Annotated in this window: 18 protein-coding genes; 5 read left to right on the top strand and 13 right to left on the bottom strand. The window is 46.0% G+C overall.

Annotated features, from left to right (window positions below; genetic code table 11):
* Positions 1–24: 24 nt before the first annotated feature.
* The 4 genes from AC5JL3_RS08620 to AC5JL3_RS08605 all read right to left on the bottom strand — a co-directional run bounded on the left by AC5JL3_RS08620 (position 25) and on the right by AC5JL3_RS08605 (position 5,668).
* A complete protein-coding gene (locus tag AC5JL3_RS08620) occupies positions 25–2,463 on the bottom strand; it encodes a TIM-barrel domain-containing protein (RefSeq protein ID WP_496074096.1) in 2,439 nt (812 codons plus the stop codon).
* Positions 2,464–2,538: 75 nt separating this feature from the next.
* On the bottom strand, positions 2,539–3,501 hold the full coding sequence (locus AC5JL3_RS08615; protein WP_496074095.1) for a ribonuclease III domain-containing protein: 963 nt from the start codon (positions 3,499–3,501) through the stop codon (positions 2,539–2,541).
* Between the two features lie 57 nt (positions 3,502–3,558).
* A complete protein-coding gene (locus AC5JL3_RS08610; RefSeq protein WP_496074094.1) occupies positions 3,559–3,924 on the bottom strand; it encodes a response regulator transcription factor in 366 nt (121 codons plus the stop codon).
* 190 nt (positions 3,925–4,114) lie between these two features.
* Complete coding sequence (locus AC5JL3_RS08605; protein WP_496074093.1) at positions 4,115–5,668, bottom strand: SagB/ThcOx family dehydrogenase; 1,554 nt, start codon at positions 5,666–5,668, stop codon at positions 4,115–4,117.
* Between the two features lie 328 nt (positions 5,669–5,996).
* Between AC5JL3_RS08605 and AC5JL3_RS08600 the strand changes: the two genes are divergently transcribed.
* On the top strand, positions 5,997–6,545 hold the full coding sequence (locus AC5JL3_RS08600; RefSeq protein ID WP_192219105.1) for a pentapeptide repeat-containing protein: 549 nt from the start codon (positions 5,997–5,999) through the stop codon (positions 6,543–6,545).
* A gap of 49 nt (positions 6,546–6,594) precedes the next feature.
* Here AC5JL3_RS08600 and AC5JL3_RS08595 read toward each other — a convergent pair whose 3' ends face one another.
* From AC5JL3_RS08595 to AC5JL3_RS08585, 3 genes are all read right to left on the bottom strand, one after another.
* Positions 6,595–6,903 carry a DUF4349 domain-containing protein gene (locus AC5JL3_RS08595; protein WP_496074092.1) on the bottom strand — a complete coding sequence of 103 codons (309 nt, stop codon included), beginning with the start codon at positions 6,901–6,903 and terminating at the stop codon, positions 6,595–6,597.
* Positions 6,904–7,148: 245 nt separating this feature from the next.
* Positions 7,149–7,541 (bottom strand): translation initiation factor, encoded by a 393-nt coding sequence (locus AC5JL3_RS08590; protein ID WP_496074091.1) that lies wholly within the window; start codon positions 7,539–7,541, stop codon positions 7,149–7,151.
* 208 nt (positions 7,542–7,749) lie between these two features.
* The gene (locus tag AC5JL3_RS08585) at positions 7,750–8,262 is read right to left on the bottom strand and encodes a hypothetical protein (RefSeq protein ID WP_496074090.1); all 513 of its coding nucleotides are present in this window, start codon (positions 8,260–8,262) and stop codon (positions 7,750–7,752) included.
* 706 nt (positions 8,263–8,968) lie between these two features.
* Between AC5JL3_RS08585 and AC5JL3_RS08580 the strand changes: the two genes are divergently transcribed.
* The 3 genes from AC5JL3_RS08580 (at position 8,969) to AC5JL3_RS08570 (ending at position 13,304) form a co-directional block, all read left to right on the top strand.
* Entirely contained in the window at positions 8,969–10,921 is a 1,953-nt protein-coding gene (locus AC5JL3_RS08580; RefSeq protein ID WP_496074089.1) for an alpha-amylase family glycosyl hydrolase, read from the top strand.
* Between the two features lie 69 nt (positions 10,922–10,990).
* Positions 10,991–11,257, top strand: a complete 267-nt coding sequence (locus AC5JL3_RS08575) for a hypothetical protein (protein ID WP_496074088.1) — start codon at positions 10,991–10,993, stop codon at positions 11,255–11,257.
* A 145-nt stretch (positions 11,258–11,402) separates the two neighbouring features.
* Positions 11,403–13,304, top strand: a complete 1,902-nt coding sequence (locus tag AC5JL3_RS08570) for a chloride channel protein (protein WP_496074087.1) — start codon at positions 11,403–11,405, stop codon at positions 13,302–13,304.
* 108 nt (positions 13,305–13,412) lie between these two features.
* Here AC5JL3_RS08570 and AC5JL3_RS08565 read toward each other — a convergent pair whose 3' ends face one another.
* The 6 genes from AC5JL3_RS08565 to AC5JL3_RS08540 all read right to left on the bottom strand — a co-directional run bounded on the left by AC5JL3_RS08565 (position 13,413) and on the right by AC5JL3_RS08540 (position 16,675).
* Complete coding sequence (locus AC5JL3_RS08565; RefSeq protein WP_496074086.1) at positions 13,413–14,051, bottom strand: histidine phosphatase family protein; 639 nt, start codon at positions 14,049–14,051, stop codon at positions 13,413–13,415.
* 124 nt (positions 14,052–14,175) lie between these two features.
* On the bottom strand, positions 14,176–14,319 hold the full coding sequence (locus AC5JL3_RS08560; RefSeq protein ID WP_496074085.1) for a hypothetical protein: 144 nt from the start codon (positions 14,317–14,319) through the stop codon (positions 14,176–14,178).
* Between the two features lie 397 nt (positions 14,320–14,716).
* The gene (locus AC5JL3_RS08555; protein ID WP_496074084.1) at positions 14,717–14,887 is read right to left on the bottom strand and encodes a hypothetical protein; all 171 of its coding nucleotides are present in this window, start codon (positions 14,885–14,887) and stop codon (positions 14,717–14,719) included.
* Between the two features lie 165 nt (positions 14,888–15,052).
* Positions 15,053–15,280: a hypothetical protein gene (locus AC5JL3_RS08550; protein WP_496074083.1), complete on the bottom strand. Its 228-nt coding sequence runs from the start codon at positions 15,278–15,280 to the stop codon at positions 15,053–15,055.
* Between the two features lie 205 nt (positions 15,281–15,485).
* Positions 15,486–16,151 carry a histidine phosphatase family protein gene (locus tag AC5JL3_RS08545; RefSeq protein ID WP_496074082.1) on the bottom strand — a complete coding sequence of 222 codons (666 nt, stop codon included), beginning with the start codon at positions 16,149–16,151 and terminating at the stop codon, positions 15,486–15,488.
* Positions 16,152–16,195: 44 nt separating this feature from the next.
* The gene (locus AC5JL3_RS08540) at positions 16,196–16,675 is read right to left on the bottom strand and encodes an FHA domain-containing protein (protein WP_496074081.1); all 480 of its coding nucleotides are present in this window, start codon (positions 16,673–16,675) and stop codon (positions 16,196–16,198) included.
* Positions 16,676–17,126: 451 nt separating this feature from the next.
* Here AC5JL3_RS08540 and AC5JL3_RS08535 point away from each other — a divergent pair.
* Positions 17,127–19,056: inverse autotransporter beta domain-containing protein (locus AC5JL3_RS08535; protein WP_496074080.1), on the top strand; the 1,930-nt coding region annotated here is incomplete at its 3' end.

The following is a 19,056-nucleotide window of genomic DNA, read 5'->3' as shown; positions in this document are numbered from 1 at the left end:
ATAGAAAAACTTTTGGAGTAATTGCTACATAACTGCTTGAGGTGTCACCACAATCTGCCAAGAAGCGGTTTGGGGTACCGTGGTAAGAGTTAGTGACAAAACTTCCCCTAGCCAATGCTGCTCACTGATAGTCACACCAGTTACCTCAACGTGACTCACTGCCACTAATCCCCTCCAAAGAATTTGGAAGCTTCGCTCATCAGGCATTCCCTGGTAGCGACCTCGGACTGGCTCACAAGTGAGAAAAAAGCGATCGCCTTCACAACGTTGCGTAAATAGGCGGCGGCTACCCGCATCAGTGCGGTAGGTTGCACTTTCACCGTCATCCTCATACAAGTCAAGTTCTCCATCTGCTCCTGCATAGACTTCCAGGATGAGAGTCGTTGGTGGGGCAGTTCCCACTCGGAGGGAAACTTCCGCTAGTGGCAGAATTGCTCCAGCACGGACAAATACTGGCACCTGATCGAGAGGTGCGTACAAGTTCAAATGCTGAGATTCTAAGTAATAGTTACCCGTAGAACGCTCCCACCAACCTCCAGCAGGTAAGTAAACTGAGCGGTAGCCTCCCGCCTCAACCACGGGAGCGACAAGTAATTGTTCACCCAGTAAAAACTGTGTTGGCACTTGGTAGGCTTCTTTGTCCTCAGGATACGCAAGGTACAGAGAACGGCATAAGGGAAGCCCCGTATCATAGTTAACTCGGCTGAAGTGATACAGATAGGGTACAAGTTGGAGCCGTAGCTGCAACGCCTTACGCACGGCATCCTGCACCCAGCGTCCGTAATTCCAAGGTTCACGCCGACCATGATCGGAATGTAGCCGGACAATCGGACAAAAGCAGCCAAATTGTACCCAACGGACAAAGAGTTCTGGGTCAATAATTGGAACACCAGGGACATGACCGAAGAATCCCCCTAAGTCATGCGACCAATAGTTTACTCCAACATTGCCCGCTCTTGTTGTGAAATCTACCAGGAATCGGAGGACTTCCCAGTGTGAGTAGGTATCAGCCGAGAACTGTACGGGATAGCGATGTGAACCAATGCCACCTGTACGGGAGAGAATCAGAGGGCGACGATTGTGCTGCGCTTCTAAGTGCGTGAAATAAACGTGGTTTGTCCACAATTGGGAGTTGACACCAGGGTAAGGTGCGTTGGCGCCATCAATCCACCAAAAGTCGATACCATCCTCTTCGCGAGGACTGTGCAACACCTGCATGAACAAATCTGCCTCGGATTGAGACGCTAGATTGAACAGCAACCACCCTTCTTCAGAATCAGCGTTGATTGGATTATTGGGTTGTTGGTCGTCGGGTTGCCAAGACTCAAAAAACCAGCCAGCCGTCGGGTTCTTCAGCGCGAATACCTCACCCGCTCTAACTTCGGCAGGGTCAAGTCCTCGTCGTTCACACAGAGATTGAAATTGGCTCTCTGTGGGTGATACTCCTTCAACATGGACATTAGCACCGATATGCAAGCCTGTATCATGCGCCCACTCAAGAAAGGCTCTTGGGTTTGGAAAAAAATCGTGATTCCAGTCCCAACCACACCAACCGGAAAGGTGCCAATCGACATCGAGAACTAAGACATCTAGGGGTAGTTCTAGTTCATTAAAGTGCTTAACGAGTTGGCGGTAATCGTCATCGTGCATTTGGTCATAGAGCGAGAACCAAACACCAAACGCCCAACGCGGCAGCATGGGAATACGCCCATACAGTTGTACAAAGTTAGAAAGTGCCTGTGGGTAGTCTCGACCGTAGGCAAAGAAGTACCAATCTTGACAATCAGGGTCGGAACGTTGGGCAAGCCAGCTATCCTTAATTGTGGCGCTGGTTGAATCATCAAGAATGCTATAACCACTGAGGCTAAGCACTCCTGGAGGGAAGCGATGCCATTGTTTCAAGCACTCTTGGACAGAGTCAGGAAGGTCAGCATGACGGTAAGCATCGAGGTACCAAAGGGGCGGTTCTTCAAACCGGGTCGTTTCACCGCGATCTCGTAAATGCCGATGGGCTGCTTTTAAAGGAGTGTAGAGCCATTCATTTGTATAGGGATACTTTTGAGAAACCGAAGCGGGATGAACACCTTGGGGTTGAAAGTTGCGGTGGATGAGGTCGAGGCTTGCTACAGTTCCGCCGAGGTTTTCATTATCAACTGTTGAGGGTGTCCAAGTGCCCGACTCGGTTCCACAAGTCCAGTGGATTTGCAGGTTTGCATCGTTGAAGGGTTCATCACTTAGCTGATAGACGATTTGCATCAACTCGGTATGCAGGTGCAGCACTCCCTCGTCTGTCAAGGTGACGTTGGTAAAGGGTATCGCTTCCGGTCGCGTCAGGACAGTTACTGTGGAATTATCTTCAAATTGACCCTTTGCCGACCACTCAAGGCGAACTAAGCCGTTGCTCAAAGCGCTAAAGCGTGCGCCCCCACACAAGATGCGCTCGCCAACAAGCTGATAAGTCACAGATGCACTCCCGATAAACTGAAAAGGCTCTACACGTCCAGATTACCAATTGACGTTCTCTCTAACCCTTAAGCGTTATGTTTTTTGCCCTTCGATTACGGCATTAAAGCGGTCTCTACCTTCGTTGTAATCCTTGCTTTCGTAACCCATTACATGACGGATAATCCATTTTTGAGGTTTACCGTCTTCTAGTAATAACGCGATCGCTTTTCTTAAAATTTCATCGTCATCAATAAAGCATTTCGAGAACCACTCACTAGTTTTTGAGAAACCACGCCTCTCCTCCAAAGTGTTGCACTCAACATAAATCGCTCCTAACAATACCTTGAATGACTTAACACGAATAATGTCTTGCTCCAGATTGAACCCTGCCAAATCTTCCGGCGTGAGTTGACTAAGATACTCACCCTGCCGTTCATTACTGACAATTTCCTTATATAACTGTATAAGTTGACGTTCACTCACATAAGGTAAGTTGCGATATAGGTAATCAGATGCGATCGCTTTTAGGAGAGCATCACCCAGAAATTTTAGCTGCTTATTCGGTGATGGACGCTCCTTTAGGTCTTTGAGATGACGTTCTAGCAACGGCGCAATTAGGTTCTTAACCAACCAGTTACGAGTTTGCGAGAAACCGCGATCTAGGTGAATCGCACCGACTAGAGCCTCAAAACCACTCTCGAAAGGATTATTCGGTTGCTGGCGGAGGCGATGTCGTTGTTCTGCTAAGCCCAAAAATGGATAAGCTTCCCCTAAACCCAGTTGGAACCAAAGCTTCGTCAGCCTTTCTCTTTCCAGCAGCTTGTCACGCAGCGCTGAAAGGTTACCAACTTCTAGATAAGGACAGTGATGATATAAGTAGTCAGCCGCAACAACATTTAGAATTGCTTCACCTAAAAATTCCAGACGCTCATTGTTGTTGTCTGGTTCGCTGATTTGTTGGGCATAGGAACGATGACTGAGGGCAAGGTAAAGGATTTCGCTGTTCTTGAAGTTGATGCCGATTTTGGCTTCGACTGGCTCAGAATTCCATTCCATGTTGGGGTAATTGGTAACTTGGTGATAAGCGATTTCTTGCTACAGCCTATTGCCGTTTTAGCCTCGTAGGAGTTGTTTAACTGTACCAACTAGTTCTTGCGGGTGGAATGGCTTAGTCACGTAGGCATCAGCACCTTGCTTGATACCCCAGTAGCGATCAAATTCTTCCTTTTTAGCTGAACACATGACTACTGCTAAGTTCTGGGTTTCAGAGTTGGATTTGAGCCGACGGCAGACTTCATAGCCATTCATCCGGGGCATGATGATGTCCAGCACAACGAGATCAGGACAAGATGATTGAATTTGCTCTAGTGCCTCAACGCCATCACTAGCAACAATTACACTCAGTCCACTTCCTTTCAGGAGTGATGAAATCATCTCCCTTTGACTCAGACTATCCTCCACCACCAGAACTGTGCCCATAAATACCCACCTAGATTGCTTTATTAAATGTTAATGAGAAATGGTGTTTTTCTGCGAGACCAATGTTTTTTTTTACCGACTGCAACGAGAGCTAAATCTGCTTTAGCCCGAATTACCAGTTAAAAGTGCCCTTGACAACGTTTCTTATGTTCTCATGCAAATTGGTAAGTTTTGTCGGTAGATGGCTAAACTAAAGCCGTCTTGGACGCCCCAAAGTAGTGATATATAGAACAGCCTCATCCGTTGGGATGCCTAAGACTTCATTCACTTGGTCATCAAAGAAACCAGCAATACCGCTTACCCCTAAACCTAGATAGATTGCGGCTAAATTCATTCGTTGCCCCAGATGACCAGCATCCATGTGTAGATAACGATAAGCGCGATCGCCAACTTTTGTCACAGCTTTCTCTAAATCAGCCGTATGAAACACCACTGCCGCCGCATCTCGTCCTAACTCTTGCCCTAAACACAGGTAGTGCAACTCTCTCCGGAAATTTTTAAATCGAATCTGCCGCAACTCCTGGGCTTTTGGCGCGTAATAGTAGCAACCTTCCTCTAAGTTAGTGACTCCAGAAACCGCGACAAAGGTTTCAATTAAGTTCAGATCAAAATAATCGGGTGAACTATCAAGTCCTTGTGCAAAGGAGTGCTGCGGTTGGTAGGTAAAATTTAGTACAGCGTTCAGTTCGTCTAGTGTCAAATTAGCTCCGTTGTAAGCACGGGTGGAGCGTCGCTGGAGAATAGTGTTCGACAGGGCTTGTAGGGGTAAGTCTCCACTTTGCCAATCTATAGGTTTTGTCGCGGTTGAGACTTTAGTGCAGAAGGGAAAGTTGTACTTATCTTCTAATTGTTTCTCTGCATTCGTGTTTGAGTCATCCTTGTCGAGGTTCCAATTCCTGGTATCCTCGATTTGTGTAGCCCGATGCAAGTAGCCCAGTAGTTCTCCCTCAGGAATATTTGGGTAGCTTATTTGAGTTGAAGAGGGCAAAACAGTTGGGGCTGGTGGTAAGTTTTGGCGGGGATTGAGCTTATCGGCTAAAGGTATAATCGCAATCGTTCCTTCAGCATCCGGGTCAAGATACAGTAAATTATTCACCGTCTCATCCGAAAAACCACCTACTAGGTGAGGACGGTAAGCGGTGAGCGAACAAGCTAGCTCAATGTTGCCCAGTAAATGACCTGTATCCAGGAAAATCCGCCGATAGGCTCGATCCTCATAACGCCAAGCTGAGCGATGAAAAACGGCTGTAATTACAATCGCCAAGTCAGTGCTTCCCAAGACTGGATGCCAGAAACAAGCATCTTGCAAAACTGACCAAACCTCACTCTCCCAAAAATGAATGAGAGAGTGGCTACGACACTGATAGTTGTAAAGTCCGGTTGGTAATATAGGAGTGCCACGGGAGACTAAATAAATCTCGGCTGGGTACAAACCACCCGCAGAGGGTGCCGCTCGGAGATAGAGGGGGGGACCATTGAGTGTCGGCATCCTTGCTGTCAAACCATAGCTATGAAGAAGTAGTTGCGACAGCCTCCGCCAAGTTTTACCCGGTTCATCGGTATAAGCTTCATAGTCTTCCTTTAGGTAGGGTTTTAGGTCAAAGGTGGTACCGACTTTGTATTCTTTATAAGGGACAGGCTGATTTTCCCAGTCCAGTTGTTTGTTTTTAGATGCGATCGTCTCTGGATCGTATTTGGTGCGCTCGTGGTAGTGCTGAGCCATTGATACTCGCAGTTCTGACATAGTGTTTTTATATATTTGGAGCTTTGCTTTTCATCTTGACATTTCACGGCGCTGAACTTGTTATATCAATTTGATGAAGCGCAGCAGAAAACGATCACGCAGGTCTGTAACCAATTGAAGTTAAGTACATAATACAGCGCATTTTGTCAAGGTTCATAGGAAAATTTTAGCAAATCTTCGCAAAGATTAAAAAAAAGTTAGAACAAATGTGTCTTTTGCTACAGTGTTCTACTGTTAAGGAAGTACTAAGCATAAATACATATTGATGTTGCAGTAGAAATAACCTCCGAAGAAGCCAGTCAAGGCTTCCAGATTAAAAGCGCCACCGATGAAGAAGATTTCTGGAGCCGAGTTATTGGCTCAATATGCCAGTGGAAAACGAGATTTTAGTGAAGTAGATATCAGCGAGGCTGACTTGTTTGAAGCCAATCTACAAGGAATTGATCTAACTGGCAGCAAGCTTCAAAAAACCTATCTGCCCTACTCTAATCTGAGTCAAGCGGAGTTACAGCAAGCTCAACTTCAATCAGCTCAGTTGAGTGATGCTCAGCTTTACCAAGCCAATTTATCTGAAGCTAACCTAAGGCAAGCAAATTTATTTAGAGCGACTCTCCGTCGTGCCAATTTACGAGGAGCAATTTTGGAAAATGCCAATTTACAAGGAGCAGATCTAGGAAACGCTGACCTCAGTGGTGCGAATTTGAGTAATGCTGATTTGAGTGGAGCAAATCTAGATAGGGCAAACTTATCCCAAGCTCAGTTAAGTGGAAGTAATCTGTTTCGCACCCAAAATGTTGACTTCTCCAATGCCTACTTAGACAGTTCAACGATTTATCCGAATGGGCATCGAACGGATAATCTTCAAACTGGGGAGTAGAGACTGGGTGATGAGGTAATGAGTCAAAAACTTCCAAAGTTTATGTATGTTAGCTTCCTGCCTCCCTACCACCCCATCTCCTTTTGAGGCGGATGTAGCCAAACAATACTGCGCCACCAAGCAGAAGAAGATAAGGGCTATATGCCATCAGCCACAGTCCTAATTTGAGTAAGCCTGTGGTAAATTCACTAACCGATCGCGTAGCTTTGTTCCAAGTATCTTGAACCTGTAACCCCAAAGGTTGTTGTGGCGTTGTTATCGAAACTGCGGCTTCTAGGTGCAAGGTGATAGTAGAGTAGGCTACGCGATTCGTTAAGCTTTTTAGCTGAGCGTCAATCTTGCCCCCTAACCCTCCCAACTTTGGGGAAATCGGAGTTCAAAGTCCCCCAGAATTCGGGGATTTAGGGGGCAAGTGCGTAACTCCTGAAATTAAATTTCTTATTAGTTGAGTTGCGATCGCCTGATGAAATACTAATAAAAATAAAGGCAGTAGCCCATTTCGCCACTGCCTTATTTACATACTCCGTGCGGTTATTCCTCACGATAAGCCCCAGTTTTATTGCACCTTAAAATCACCGCACCAAATCAAATTTTACTTTCGCCTCATCGGTCGTTGTTGTAATACTGGTCAGCAGGGTCACCATATGGGTCTTCACTCGCTGGGCGAACATCTCCATATGCACCATAATCGGCAGGGTCGCCGTAAGGGTCTTCACTTGCTGGACGGACATCACCGAACGAGCCAGAGTCAGCAGGGTCACCGTAAGGGTCTTCACTTGCTGGACGGACATCACCGAAGGGACCGTAGCTGGCAGGGTCACCGTAAGGGTCTTCACTTGCTGGGCGGACATCGCCGAAATCCTGATAGGCTGGGTCGCCGTATGGATCTTCACTTGCTGGGCGTACTTGCCGATCATAGTCGGCATCCTGATCGTATTGCTGACCGGTAGCCTCAGAGAGGGCATCCTGCATTTTTCTCAAAAATCCATCTACCATGATTAATCTCCTTTTTAAACTCGTCAATGAAATCGTTGAGTAAATGAGTAAAAGCTCTAAATCTATTCAACGTTTTGTTTTTCTGCTTCAGCGCTTGTCGTAACTAGTACAGCGTGGTGAAAATAAGTGACCAGCTTCAGGTGGGTAAACACCTTACACTCAAATAATTTTTGACTTTTGAGTTGTACGAAGCAGCACTTAGTACGAATTAGTACGCTGGAGCTGGTTCAGGTGCAGTCTGCCCTTCAGGTGGTAATACATCAGTCAAATCACGACCTGAAGGTCTGTTGTTATAGCCTTGGAAGTCACGGTAGCGGGCTGCTTCTGATTCCGGAACTCGAATTCCCTCAGGTGGTGGTGTTACCCAATGAACACGATGCTGAGCATCACGGTAGTAAACACGCCCGTTCTTAGAGAGGTAATACTGCCCCTCTGCCCCCTGTCCTCGTCTGTTCTTGTGCTGATTGTAGAGGTAGTAAAGTGCAGCCGCTCCAGCCAAGATGGCTACTTTCTGTGTGTTCGACAATCCCTTCTTGGCTTGCGGGGAGGCTCCGGGGGCAGGATAGTTTTGCGTTCCCGTAACCGTATCGTCAACAGGTGGTGGCGGAGCGGCAGTCTGCTGACTAGCGCAACCAGCAAAGAAGGGAAGCCCTAGTAAAACGGACAGCAACCACGCGGTGGGACGTAAAAATTTTTGAGGCTTTGGTGAAATGGCGTTCATCGTATCTCCTGAATCACCCTATGTTCCGAAATCGAATGAATGATGTAGAAGCGTCTGTGAACCTGCGCTGTTGCAAAACCAGTAGTCTATTGAGTTAATTTCCCTAGGGAGTATGATCGCTTTTACAGATGAACGACAACAGCAAAGATGCAACGTTTCCATTCAATCTTGTTCAAGTTCTTCAGTAACTCCATCGTGCCGTAGATAGAGTTTCTCTAAGCTAATTTCCCCTTAGGAAATATGCAGGAGGATAGATAGTACTTAATTTAAGAAACTCAAAAGCTGCACTATTTTCTTTAAGTTAAGCAATCTTGATGAGAAGCTGCTTGATAAACGTGCGATCGCACTCCTCTCTTCACAATTTACTATTTTCTATGCAGAAAGTGTGCGATCCTGGCTCTATCTATAGATATAGAATAAACAATTCGCTCTGAGAATTTTTCTACCTTAGGTGACCCCAATCAGCTTGAGGAAGAGGTAATTGGTTACTTAGTAAACATTTTCTAACCCGAACATCTACTTTTTATTATTCACTGAACAAGGTAATGCTTTCAACAAAAAACCATTGCTTTGGCAAGCATCTATACAAAAAATAAAACATTTTGTAAAATCTTGAATAGTCTGCATGAATAACTCACAAATCCAGGCGTGTTGCATCAGCTTTCACGGACTAGAACTAACCTCTACAACTATCTAAGTAACTCTTATGGTGTCCACTCCTCCCTCTCAATCTTCGGCATCTCAGTATGAAATGTCAGATGCAAAAGTTAACGAGACAGTTGATGCTCTTATAACAGAAACTCCAACAGAACCTGATTTAGATTTAGAGTTTCTCTATACCAGAGATATCGAATTTCGTCAGGAAACCCTTTACTTCATTGTTGTGGATCGCTTCAATGATGGTGATGCCGAAAATAGTGAGGGACCAAACCCAGAGCTTTATGATCCAGATAAAAATGATTGGGGGAAATACTGGGGCGGAGATTTACAGGGAATTATTGACAAACTGGACTACTTAAAGACATTAGGTGTAACAGCAATTTGGCTTACTCCTTTATTTGAGCAAGTCGAAGACTTGTTTATTGACAGTGCAGCAATACATGGTTACTGGACGAAAGATTTTAAACGATTAAATCCTCGTTTTATTCACAAGGATGACAACCCATCTCTCAATAAAACCCAAGAATCGAAAAATACAATTTTCGATAAATTGATTGATGAGGTACACAAACGGAATATGAAGCTGATTCTAGATATTGTGTGTAACCATAGCAATCCTGATTTTAGTGGCAAAAAGGGAGAACTCTACGACGACGGTGTAAAAATAGCTGATTTCAATGATGATAAGGATAACTGGTATCACCATTATGGTGAAGTCACTAACTGGGAAGATGAGTGGCAGGTACAAAACTGTGAATTGTCAGGACTCGCCACGTTTAATGAAAATAATACGGAATATAGAGAGTACATCAAGTCAGCGATTAAGCAATGGCTTGATCGAGGTGTTGATGCTTTACGAGTTGATACAGTAAAGCATATGCCCGTCTGGTTTTGGCAAGAATTTACGGCTGATATTCAAACTTATAAACCAGATGTTTTTATCTTCGGAGAATGGATTTATAGTAGCCCTTTGAATGAGCGTTCAGTTGAATTTGCTAATGACTCTGGGATGTCAATTCTTGACTTTGGTCTAGCAATGGCAATTCGAGAGGCGTTAGGTGTAGGAAATTCTGAAGGATTTCACTTAGTTCAAAATGTTCTTGACCAGGATTATCGATACAACAGCGCTACTGAATTGATTACGTTTATCGACAATCATGATATGCATCGCTTCCAGACGTTAAATGCTGACCCGGAGAGTTTACGTTTGGCGATCGCATTAATTATGACCTCTCGCGGTATTCCCTGCATCTACTACGGTACAGAGCAGTATCTCCATAATGATACGAACGCAGACGGTGACCCTTATGGTAATAACGATCCCTACAATCGCCCAATGATGGAAAGCTGGGACACTGAAACACCACTTTACCGAGACATCCGGCTTCTTTCAGGAGTGCGGCGATTGAACCCAGCGGTATCAATGGGTAGTCAGTGGCAAAAGTACCTAACTCCAGATGTTTATTGTTATATCCGGCGTTACCGGGATTCACTGCTGTTTGTGGCAATGAATCGAGGGGCAGCGGTGAAGCTTGAGGCGGTTGAAACTGAGTTACCTGACGGAGAACATACGGATGTCTTATCCCGTCAAAAATTTGAAGTCAAAGACGGGCATCTTCATGATCTACAATTAGAATCACGGGAAGTAATTGTAATCAGTCACGTTGCTGAGAGAATCAAGGGGCAAACCATTGTCCGCGTACAACTCAATGGTGTCCAGACTAATCCTGGTGAAATTGTTGTCGTAACAGGCGATTGTCCAGAATTGGGGAACTGGGATATCTTGAAGGCGTATCCCCTGGAATTCATCAACACCAACACCTGGTTTGCAGAAATTCCCTTCAATGAAAGTGCTGGTAAGCTCATTGCTTATAAATACGCAATGTGGCGTGAAGGTCAGTCTCCCTTGCGAGAGAATCTGGTTGCTCGTCGTTGGGTAATCGCCAGCGAAGGCACCGTAAAATGGCGCGATCAATGGGCGTCCGGACGGGAGTCCTGACCTTTCGGATTAAGGTAGAGGTGTTATCAAGCCGTCTCTCCGCTTTTTCTCCAGCAGAATCCAACCTGGTTGAGCCATCAAACAATTGCCTTCAAGCGCAGCAAGAAAGGCGTCAATCCCTATTTGGGAATTTGGGAGAGTGTAAAGAATAAATCATTAAGTGTTCGCCGTAACTCCAAGCAGATTTTTTATGTGCTTCTAAGGAGTAATCAAAAGTTTGCGATCGCTTGTGCCTGGTTAGTCTTTACTTTTTACCTAACACCTAATACCTTTTCATTAACCTCATTGCTCGTTGGTTCAGTGATGAACTTTGGAACGAGTGAAAATTTGCTGTAGCTGAGGAAATTCTTCATGAAGATTTCATCAGGCATCAAATTATCACGAGTCGCTTTCCAAAGAAGGCAAATTTGTTGCTAATCAATCACAATAAAAATGAAACAAAAGTTAAACATTTTCTAATCATCCCAGCCGCTGCCCCTCAATGACTGCCATCCCTCCCGCCAAGGTGCTGCAGCCGAACTCGTCTGCCCTTGCTTTACCATATCGTTTCCCCCGCATCCTGAATCGTTTACAACCATCACCGGAAACCGTTGTCCTCTTCCTGGCTTTCGCCATTGGTGTCACTACAGGCATGGGGAGCGTGACCTTTCACTTCTTAATTGAGCAAATCCACACCTGGATGCTGAGAGACTTGATGGGGTTTATTTCCGTTTGGGGAGCTTGGACTTTAGCCTGTGTCCCGACGCTTGGCGGATTAATTGTTGGTTTGATGCGCGTTGCGCGACCTGACTTTGGGCCAAGTATGTCCGCTCTCATTGCGGCAGCTCAAGGTATCCAGAAAATTTCACCCTTGCGACCTGTCACCAAAATGGTAGCCGCCGCCGTTTCTCTAGGCACGGGTGCTTCTTTAGGCCCAGAAGGTCCGAGTGTAGAGATTGGGGCTAATATTGGGATGCTCCTAGGTCAGGTGCTACAAGTCTCGAAAGAGCGGCATCGTTTACTGTTAGGTGCAGGTGCAGCAGCAGGACTAGCGGCTGGTTTTAACGCTCCTATTGCTGGTGTTTTCTTTGCCTTAGAGGTGGTTTTGGGTACGACCTTTGCGACTTCTGCCGTGAGTGTTGTGCTACTAGCCGCCGTTGTGTCGGCTTTGATTGCCCAAATTGTCCTAGGTGCCCAACCCGCTTTTACACTACCCGTTTATGAAGTCCGTAGCCCCTTAGAATTACCCCTGTACTTAGGATTGGGTTTGCTAGCAAGTCTTGTCTCTTTGGCTTACACCAAGTCCATTCAACTAGCACGGCGTTGCTTTAAGGGAGAAGTTGTCGGTTTGCGCTGGCTGGGGCAACTGCCGCCACCGATAAAACCAGTAATTGGTGGTTTCTGCGTTGGTTTGGCAGCTTTGTATGCACCTCAAATTTTGGGTGTTGGCTATGAAACGATTCAAGCCATGCTCCAGGGTGTTGAGTTTACTCTACCCTTGTTGCTTACCCTGCTCGTTATCAAGCTGGTGGCAACAGCGATTAGTTTAGGTAGTGGCTTGGTCGGTGGCATTTTTGCGCCCGCAATGTTCCTGGGTGCTGCTTTGGGAGCTACCTATGGAACAGTTCTAGCAGCAATCATTCCAGCAGGAATGGTGAATATTGCTGCCCCCCCAGCTTACGCGATGGTTGGGATGGCAGCCGTTCTGGCTGGTAGCGCCAGGGCACCCTTGACAGCAATCCTGTTGTTGTTTGAGCTAACGCGGGACTACCGCATTGTGCTACCTCTGATGGCGGCAGTGGGACTATCTGTTTGGTTGATGGAAATGCTCACACCCGCACCAAGCCAAGAACCACAGCTACAGGCAACTCTTGGTCTTAGTGTTGAGCCAAACCCAGAGCGGGAAATTATGCAGCAAATGCTTGTGGCAGAAGCGATGCATCAGCCGTCCTTGATGCTATTGAGTTCAATGCCTGTATTAGAAGCGGCTCTTGCTTTGACAACGAGTCAATCTCGTAGTGCTTTGGTCGTCGATGATGCTGAACACCTAGTTGGTCTTGTCAGCTTGCAGGACATTAATCGATCGCTTATTCGTGCCAAAACGGACTTTCCTACCGCTCAGATGCCGAAGCTACTGCTGGGTGACATCTGTACGCGAGATATGGTGTACGCTTACCCTGATGAAGCGATTGCAGAGGCTGTAGATCGGATGGGGGCAAGAGGTCTACATCAGTTACCTGTTGTTAAACGAGACGATCCGAGTCAGGTGTTGGGTGTCTTGGAACAGGAGGGAGTGACTTTGGCGTGTAGTTTAGCGGCGACGCGAGAGGTGCTGCGTCAGCATCTTTCTTTGCCAACTGTTACCGAGGAATTAAGTCCGGTACCTGTTAAGCAACTTACCTAAAGTGAACAACGATTTTTACCTTAAGTTGAATGTCACTCTCGTTAAGGGAAATGAGGGAATAATTTCTTCCCCACCTTCCCCATCTTCCTTAAGCCAGTACCATTCACCTTAAGTTCCTGGTAAAGTACGCAAACGTTCATCCAAATGAGTACGGTCAGCCAAAGCATGAAGTAATGGGCCATGAGAACCAAATTCAACAATGCTCACTGAACCAACTGGACATCCTAAACGAAAGCGAAAGCGTCCAACATCAATTCCTAAAAGACTACACAAAATAATGCGAATGGTTGCCTTGTGGGAGACAATCAAAACATTACCCGTAGAGAACCGTTGCTTGATTTCCTCTATAACTAGCAAAGCACGAGACGCGATCGCAACAGCGGGTTCTCCTTCAGTTGGTGGATACCAAGCGGGGTCAGCCGTCCACCGGATGTAGTCATCGTGGTAATCACGACTTACTATATCAACTGATTGACCTTCCCACTTGCCGTAGTGGATTTCTTTTAAGCCATCCCGCAGTTCTGGCTGCATATCAATGGCTTCACATAGAGGCTTAGCCGTTGCGACGGTTCGTGCCATTGGACTACAAAAAATCGCCGTCCAAGGTGTAGAACGATAAGCGATCCCAAAAGCCTTCGCCATGTCCACCCCATCTGACGTTAAGTCTGCGTCAGTTGAACCGCAAAATGCATTATTCCGACTACTATCTGTTTGCCCATGACGTAAGAAATAAAGCTTGAGACTCAAATTGACATACTCCCGTCGCTAAATGCTATGCATTATAGCGAGGGATTCTCACCAAAAGGTGATTCTCAGTTCATTGAACTCACTTAAAATACACTTGGTTGTTGGTCGGCTTTCCGGAAAGCCGTTAAATCAAAGCGTGGTATTCACGCTTTGGCTCGATATGTCCACGCTGATTATAACGGGAGCGTTCTGCCGACATTAAAGGTAAATTGTCTCCCAGTGTCTGTGTTAAGAGTACAACAGCAAGAAGCAAACGTTTTGTTACCACGAATGTATCTTGAATCTGTGTTTCTTCAAAAAAAGCGATCGCCCGTACTGGAGTTTGGGCGATCGCTTATTCAACTCGTGTTTTTACAATTCCCAAAGTAATGGCAATGGTCTAAGTCAACCTGTACCTCATGAAAGTGTTTACGTTAAGTCAACGTGTTATTAGGCATACAACTACTGGCTGTCTCTGTATGTACTGATATCTGCTCAAGAGATAGCAATGACCACCACAGACTTAATCAAACCCTTATACCGTATTTTTTTATACAAATTGTCTTTACACAATTCTCAGCCTACTGAAAGAGAAGAGCCAAGCTTGATGATGTTAGCTTTGAGCAGCATTTAACAAAGATATTACTCAGACCCGCCTTCCTGGCAAGGCGGGTATTTCTCTGAAATTACTCTGACACAGGAGCTGCATCATACCTATTCTGTTGGGCAGTGCGCTCTACTTCCACTGAGGCAGAATCCTGATGTCTCCAAGGTTGAAAGCCGATCGCTCCAGCAGCAAATGCGGCTCCCACAAGCATCACCACAAGTACATTAGAGAATGATTGATCTTCCCGCATTTTTTTAGAACTGTTTAGCAACTCTGCTTTCAAAGTAGCTAAGGTAAGGGAGCTAAACACTCTATCAGGAGAGTAACTCCTGCTCTTTCAAAAGAGTTAACTTTGCGTCCCTAGGAGTCTTCATAATGGGTGAGAAGCTTACTCTAGTGCCAATCAAAGAATTGTCTAGCCTAAATATTGCTGTTGCCGGATTGAGCGGAAGACGTCGCGATGGATAGGTACAGCCCGCTGGCAGCTTAGGCGCACAGCTACCCACTCCCCATTTACCTGGATGGCTTCGATTTCTTCAGGAGTGACTGGCTTGCACAAGTCCCACGTCAACACAGCAGCAATTGTGCCCTTGTCCTCGCTACTTAAGGGTGCAGTTGTTCTGGGTAAGGTCGCTCTTGGCATGAGAGAAAACTACTTCATCGAAGTCGTATAGTCATAGGTAAGCTTGCCGGAACCAGGCTCAATTAACACTGAACCCAAATATCCCAGCAAGTAGTACATAAATACTATTTTAGAGGCTCAAAGAGTTTCTTGCCCGACTTATCAAGTTTTTTAAAGCAAGTCGGCTTCAATCTCTGAAACTCTTTTTATGCCTTGATTGTGTGGTTTACAAGGCGTTAATTCGTCCGACTAACTCTACCTGATCTTGCTGATTAGCCCGCAGCACAACGGATTCACCAGATTGGGGTGCAATCTCAGCGATCGCAGTAATGTTGACTTGATGGGTAACCAGAATAATCACGCCGGGAGTGGAACGGTTATCAGCAATAAACTGGCGCACTTGTGCCGTTTGCATGGGTTCAGTAAGGCGATCGCTAAAAAATGAGTTAATCGCTGGAAACGCTTCCACTGTGCCTAAATTCATCAGCCTCGCCGTCTCCAAACAGCGGCACCATTGACTGGATAAAATTCTCGCAACCCGAATGTTACGGCGGCGGAATGCCTCACCCATTCGCACAGCCTGCGCCCTACCTTCTGCTGATAGATTTCGTTGTGTCGTGCAATCCTCAACGCGGAAGTTAGGCGGATCGCCCGTTCCAGGTGCGATCCCATGGCGCATCATCACTACATAACCGGGTTCCCCTTGCTGAAGCAAAGACCAAATATCTTCTTGTTTCGCTGAAGTCGTGGGGCTAGATGCGATCGCACTTGGAGTAGGTGGAGTTGGATGCAATGTTGGGGATGGCGTGAAGGAACAGCCCGCGACGAGTACCAGCAGGATAAATGCGATCGGCCAGTGAAAATGTTTAAAACTCTGACGAAACAAGAACATCTTTAGTAATGGAGCCTACTTTTTTTGGTAGTTATCGCTCTTGTTTAAAGAAAGCTCTCACTTGAGAACTTTGGCTTTTGGAGATAGGTGTCTCTTTCCTTTGCTTGATTCTCTTGAGACGCAGGATGCTGGCTTAGCAGCGTTTTTTGCCTAGGCTTTTGAGCGGTATCGCCTAAGTTAATCTGAAGTTGAGGGCCAGAGGTAGCGAGAGCAACGATCATGCCGTCAACTACAGGAATAGTTGTGATCAGTTCCCCATTGAGATACGTGCCATTATTTCCAACGTTAATCACTTGCCAGTAGCTGGCTATGTGCCGGATTTCAACATGATGACGTGAGACAACAGAACTGTGGAGAACGACATGGTTATCAACCGCACGACCGATTCTGATAATCGGTTCGTTCTCAAATGTCCATTTTTGTAGTGGAGTGGATTGGTGCGGCTGCCGCAGCGACACTGTAATTACCATTGGGGCAAGAGTTGCCCTCAGTAAGGCGTTATTGCTCAATTTCTTCGACCCCACAAGAGAGATGACACCTTAAATCTACAAAATTTCTTGATTTTTCTAATCCGTAATTCCACAGAGTTTTGGGTGAAGATCACCCGACGACTAGGTATAGCCACCTGCTAAAGATAATCGCCTCAACTGACAGTCGAGGGCGATTTTCGACGCACATGATCGGCAAAGAATCCAACTGGACAGTGATGGACGCTTTTTGAAACCCTAGTCTAGGCTTCTGTTTTGAGCGCTCGGTTAATATCAACTTCCAAGCCGCCAAGAAAACACCAACATATCAAATATTTCTCAAAAATCCTCCGTGATTTCACTAGAGAAACACTTTAAATCTCTTTATTTATTTCCTGGATCTTACTGATCCTAGTAACTCACAACAGCCACTAATCTACAGAAAAGCATTTTGCTCTAGAGACAGAATTTCGCCTCTCAAGAAGCCACAAAATTTATAAGGATGCACATGAAGACGTTAAAGCTGTCACTGCTATCACTAGGCGTAAGCTTAATCTCGGCTACCACACTCATAACGCCAGTAGTAGCTCAGACACCGGACTCAGAACCCGAATTACCTTCAGAAACTGGTTCAGCCGACGATCTTAGAGTTTCTCCCAGAGGTGGAGTAGGCTTTACCACCACAGGTCCGGGTTATGAAGAGCCATTTTTTAGCCTTGAAGGCTTTATTCCTCTACAACAGAGTCCAGGAAACAACCTTACCTTCCTAGAAGGAAAATTGTTGTACTTGACTGACTCTACTATGGGCGGAAATCTAGTGCTAGGACAGCGGTTCTACAGTTCATCTCAAGATCAAATTCTAGGAGGCTACATTGCTTATGACTTCCGTGACACTGGTAATAGCTTCTTTAATCAGATTGGTGCTGGTTTTGAGCTACTGACAAATAAATTAGATTTCCGAGTTAATGGCTACCTTCCTATTGGCGATCGACGCCAACAGGTCGCCGAATCCTTCTCCAATCCTAACTTTGAGGGAAACTTCTTACTTTTAGATCGAGATAGACGGTTTGAGGCAGCCGTGGGAGGCTTAGATCTTGAAGTCGGTACCCAACTAGCGCGACTTGGAGAGGGAGACTTACGAGGCTATGGGGGTGTGTATTACTACAATGCCCCAGGTGGTGATGATGGCTTTGGGATTCGAGGACGACTGGAAGCCCGTCCATCCGATAACCTTCGAGTCGGTTTACTGGTGCAGAATGACCCACTATTCGATACAAGGGTAGTTTTGAGCTTGGGGGCTAGCTTTCCAGGAACTCGACCCCGTGGTGCCGAAAGAAATAGCACTTTGGCTCGGATTGGAGAGTCAGTTGGGCGTACTTCAACAATTACAGTTGATGAGCAGGAGGAATTTGAAACCATTACAGCAACCAACCCAACAACCAATGAAGCCTACCGATTCCAACACGTAAACCTGGGTATTGGGAACAGTGATGGTACCTTTGAGAGTCCCTTTGCAACCGTCCAAGAAGCTTTGGCAATAGCTCAACCCAATGACATTGTTTATGTACGAGCCACTATAGATCCAGGAATTGCCGCCTTTAGGATTCCAGATAATGTATCGATACTTTCGACTGGACCCGCACAGATCATTGACACCGTAGAAGCTGGCAATGTACAGTTACCCTTCTCTGGAACTGGTCTGCTACCAACCATCACAGGTACCGTTGCACTGGGAAACAACACGGTTTTATCTGGATTCAGATTTCTCAATTCGACAGGCAATGCTATTGAAGGAACCAATGTCAGTGACGCAACTATCCGTGACAACGTGATTACTGGTGCTGCTCAAAGCGGTATTTCTCTTAGTAATGTAACTGGAACAACTACCGTTGCTAATAACACCATTACTAATAGTAACGCGGGCATTTCACTGAACAACAATATTGGTACTGTTGACCTGAACATTGACGGAAACTCGCTAACTAACAACCTGGAAAACATCACTGTCGGCTTAGTTGATACAGCCGTGGGAACTGTAGGGGTTGTAGAGAATACCGTCACAGGCGGGGGAATCGGGGTAGGTGTTGAGGCAGGAGGTAGCTCTCTCATCGACGTTAACATCGGCAACAACACTGTCAACAACACTACAGGGACAGGTATTGCTGTTGATGTTCTTGGGCAAGCTCAAGTTGATGCCACGATTAACGACAACACCCTCACCGATAATCTGGAGAACATCACTGTTGGCTTAGTTGATACAGCCCAAGGAATTGTAGAGGTTGTGGAGAATACCATCACAGGTGGTGCAATTGGGGTAGGTGTTGAGGCAGGAGGTAGCTCCCTCCTTGACATTAACGTCGGCAGCAACACTGTCAACAACACGACAGGGACAGGTATTGCTGTTGATGTTCTTGGGCAAGCTCAAGTTGATGCCACGA

This window comes from Symplocastrum torsivum (genome assembly GCF_059505465.1).
Note: the sequence above shows the minus strand (reverse complement) of the source record. Positions and strands in the feature narration are given on the sequence as shown.

What these genes read in the sequence shown, in the direction of transcription:
- AC5JL3_RS08570 (WP_496074087.1), top strand. Translation starts at nt 11,403, where the DNA reads ATGACTGCCATCCCTCCCGCCAAGGTGCTGCAGCCGAACTCGTCTGCC.
- AC5JL3_RS08585 (WP_496074090.1), bottom strand. Translation starts at nt 8,262, where the DNA reads ATGAACGCCATTTCACCAAAGCCTCAAAAATTTTTACGTCCCACCGCG.
- AC5JL3_RS08580 (WP_496074089.1), top strand. Translation starts at nt 8,969, where the DNA reads ATGGTGTCCACTCCTCCCTCTCAATCTTCGGCATCTCAGTATGAAATG.
- AC5JL3_RS08615 (WP_496074095.1), bottom strand. Translation starts at nt 3,501, where the DNA reads ATGGAATGGAATTCTGAGCCAGTCGAAGCCAAAATCGGCATCAACTTC.
- AC5JL3_RS08555 (WP_496074084.1), bottom strand. Translation starts at nt 14,887, where the DNA reads ATGCGGGAAGATCAATCATTCTCTAATGTACTTGTGGTGATGCTTGTG.
- AC5JL3_RS08600 (WP_192219105.1), top strand. Translation starts at nt 5,997, where the DNA reads ATGAAGAAGATTTCTGGAGCCGAGTTATTGGCTCAATATGCCAGTGGA.
- AC5JL3_RS08545 (WP_496074082.1), bottom strand. Translation starts at nt 16,151, where the DNA reads ATGTTCTTGTTTCGTCAGAGTTTTAAACATTTTCACTGGCCGATCGCA.
- AC5JL3_RS08550 (WP_496074083.1), bottom strand. Translation starts at nt 15,280, where the DNA reads ATGCCAAGAGCGACCTTACCCAGAACAACTGCACCCTTAAGTAGCGAG.
- AC5JL3_RS08605 (WP_496074093.1), bottom strand. Translation starts at nt 5,668, where the DNA reads ATGTCAGAACTGCGAGTATCAATGGCTCAGCACTACCACGAGCGCACC.
- AC5JL3_RS08590 (WP_496074091.1), bottom strand. Translation starts at nt 7,541, where the DNA reads ATGGTAGATGGATTTTTGAGAAAAATGCAGGATGCCCTCTCTGAGGCT.
- AC5JL3_RS08610 (WP_496074094.1), bottom strand. Translation starts at nt 3,924, where the DNA reads ATGGGCACAGTTCTGGTGGTGGAGGATAGTCTGAGTCAAAGGGAGATG.